Annotated in this window: 1 protein-coding gene; it reads left to right on the top strand. The window is 59.1% G+C overall.

The genetic code is table 11. The features are described from left to right. The first annotated feature begins 136 nt into the window (after positions 1-136). The gene (locus AC1DWM_RS30025) at positions 137-1666 is read left to right on the top strand and encodes a DHA2 family efflux MFS transporter permease subunit (RefSeq protein ID WP_477796875.1); all 1530 of its coding nucleotides are present in this window, start codon (positions 137-139) and stop codon (positions 1664-1666) included. Positions 1667-1981 lie beyond the last annotated feature (315 nt).

The following is a 1981-nucleotide window of genomic DNA, read 5'->3' as shown; positions in this document are numbered from 1 at the left end:
GCGGTGGATCAATCAACAAAGATGTTGAATGTTAATCCGCCATCGTCGGAACGCCGCCCGGAGCAGGCTCACTCCCACAAGGTAGACGGCGCCTGGCTAAAGGGCGCTGCGCCCACCCGGTTTCAAAGGATTCGCGATGAGCAATAACGCCTCTTTCACGCCGCCCAGCCTGTTGCTCAGCACCATCGGCCTGTCGCTGGCGACCTTCATGCAGGTGCTCGACACGACCATTGCCAACGTGGCGCTGCCGACCATTTCCGGCAACCTGGGCGTGAGTTCGGAGCAGGGCACGTGGGTGATTACCTCGTTTGCCGTGAGCAACGCGATTGCGCTGCCGCTGACCGGTTGGCTCAGCCGCCGTTTCGGTGAAGTGAAGCTGTTTCTCTGGGCCACGGTACTGTTTGTGCTGGCTTCGTTTCTCTGCGGCATCTCGACGTCGATGCCGGAGCTGATCGGTTTTCGGGTGCTACAAGGACTGGTGGCCGGCCCGTTATACCCAATGACCCAGACGTTGCTGATCGCGGTCTATCCCCCCGCGAGGCGTGGCATGGCCCTGGCATTGCTGGCGATGGTCACGGTAGTGGCGCCGATTGCGGGGCCCATCCTCGGCGGCTGGATTACAGACAGTTATAGCTGGCCGTGGATTTTCTTCATCAACGTACCGATCGGGGTCTTTGCGGTGATGGTGGTGCGCCAGCAACTCAAGGCGCGCCCGGTGGAAACCAGTCGCCAGCCGATGGATTACGTGGGGTTGATCACGCTGATCATTGGTGTCGGTGCATTGCAGATTATCCTCGACAAGGGCAATGACCTGGACTGGTTCGAGTCGAACTTCATCCTGATTGGCGCGGCCATTTCCGTGATAGCGCTGGCGGTGTTCGTGATTTGGGAAATGACCGACCAGCACCCGGTGGTGAACCTGAGGCTGTTCGCCTACCGCAACTTCCGCATCGGTACGTTGGTGCTGGTGCTGGGTTACGCCGGATTCTTTGGCATCAACCTGATCCTGCCGCAATGGCTGCAAACCCAAATGGGCTATACCGCGACCTGGGCCGGCCTGGCGGTGGCGCCGATCGGGATTCTGCCGGTGCTGATGTCGCCGTTTGTCGGCAAGTACGCGCACAAGTTCGACCTGAGACTGCTGGCTGGGCTGGCGTTTTTGGCCATTGGCCTGAGCTGCTTCATGCGCGCCGGGTTCAACAATGACGTGGACTTCCAGCACATCGCGTTGGTGCAACTGTTCATGGGCATTGGCGTGGCGCTGTTTTTTATGCCGACATTGAGCATTTTGATGTCGGACCTGCCGCCGAACCAGATCGCCGACGGCGCAGGCCTGGCGACGTTCCTGCGCACGTTGGGCGGTAGTTTTGCGGCGTCGCTGACCACGTGGATCTGGATTCGCCGGGCGGATCAGCATCACGCGTATTTGAGCGAAAGCATCACCACGTTCGACCCGGCAACCCGCGATGTACTTAACACGCTGGGCGGGGCGGGGAATCCGGCGTATGCGCAGCTGGATCATGTACTGACAAGTCAGGCGTACATGCTCTCCACCGTGGATTACTTCACGTTGCTGGGGTGGGGGTTCATTGGGCTGATTCTGATTGTATGGCTGGCGAAACCGCCGTTTGCGGCGAAGGCTGGGCCGGCTGCCTCTGGTCACTGACCCAAACACAAAACCCCTGTAGGAGCGAGCCTGCTCGCGATGGCGGTGGGTCTATCAACAAAAGTGTTGAATGTGAGTCCGCTATCGCGAGCAGGCTCACTCCTATGTATGGACTCGCCCCCACTGTCTACCTGCTTTTCAAACACTGCTACCCGGTTGCATCTATGTATAAGGCCTATTCGAGGAAGCCATCTTTGGCTTCTGGCCAACATTGGTTGAGCTCACGGTATGCCGATTACATTCAGGCCTCGAAGGCCGGTAGGAGCGCAGGCATCAATCCGCGACGGTCTGACCTGGGGTCAATGTTTTCTAGCA

This window comes from Pseudomonas sp. P4_C8 (assembly GCF_056401975.1).
This window is presented reverse-complemented; position numbering and strand designations above follow the sequence as displayed.